This is a genomic window from Limimaricola sp. G21655-S1 (assembly GCF_027213785.1).
Taxonomy (GTDB): Bacteria; Pseudomonadota; Alphaproteobacteria; order Rhodobacterales; family Rhodobacteraceae; genus Limimaricola.
The window spans coordinates 1-279 of the sequence record NZ_JAPWGO010000187.1 but is presented as its reverse complement, the minus strand read 5'-3'; the positions used below and the strand labels follow the sequence as shown (position 1 = coordinate 279).

The following is a 279-nucleotide window of genomic DNA, read 5'->3' as shown; positions in this document are numbered from 1 at the left end:
CAAGAATACAAAGCTTTCAACCAAGCGCATCGCCTTCTCGAAAGCTATGACCTACGTGATCCAGAGTTCGATTACGAATTTGACAAACCCGATGTTCCACGTCCGTATCATTGGCTCAATCGTTGGTCTGATGCTGCTTATCTGGTTCGGGCTATTCGTCGTGTTTCTGCTCGTCGACTCTTCGACGCTTCCCGCGTTGCTGGAATCGTTCACAGACATTCACAACCCTATGCACCTGATTATCTCGTTCAGCGCCGTGTACATCGTGTGCACAAGAAT

The 279-nt window shown here is 48.7% G+C and carries 1 protein-coding gene; it reads left to right on the top strand.

The annotated features are described in order from the left end of the window. Positions 1-46: 46 nt before the first annotated feature. The coding region (locus O4G76_RS20400; protein WP_269398958.1) for a hypothetical protein at positions 47-279 on the top strand (233 nt) is incomplete at its 3' end.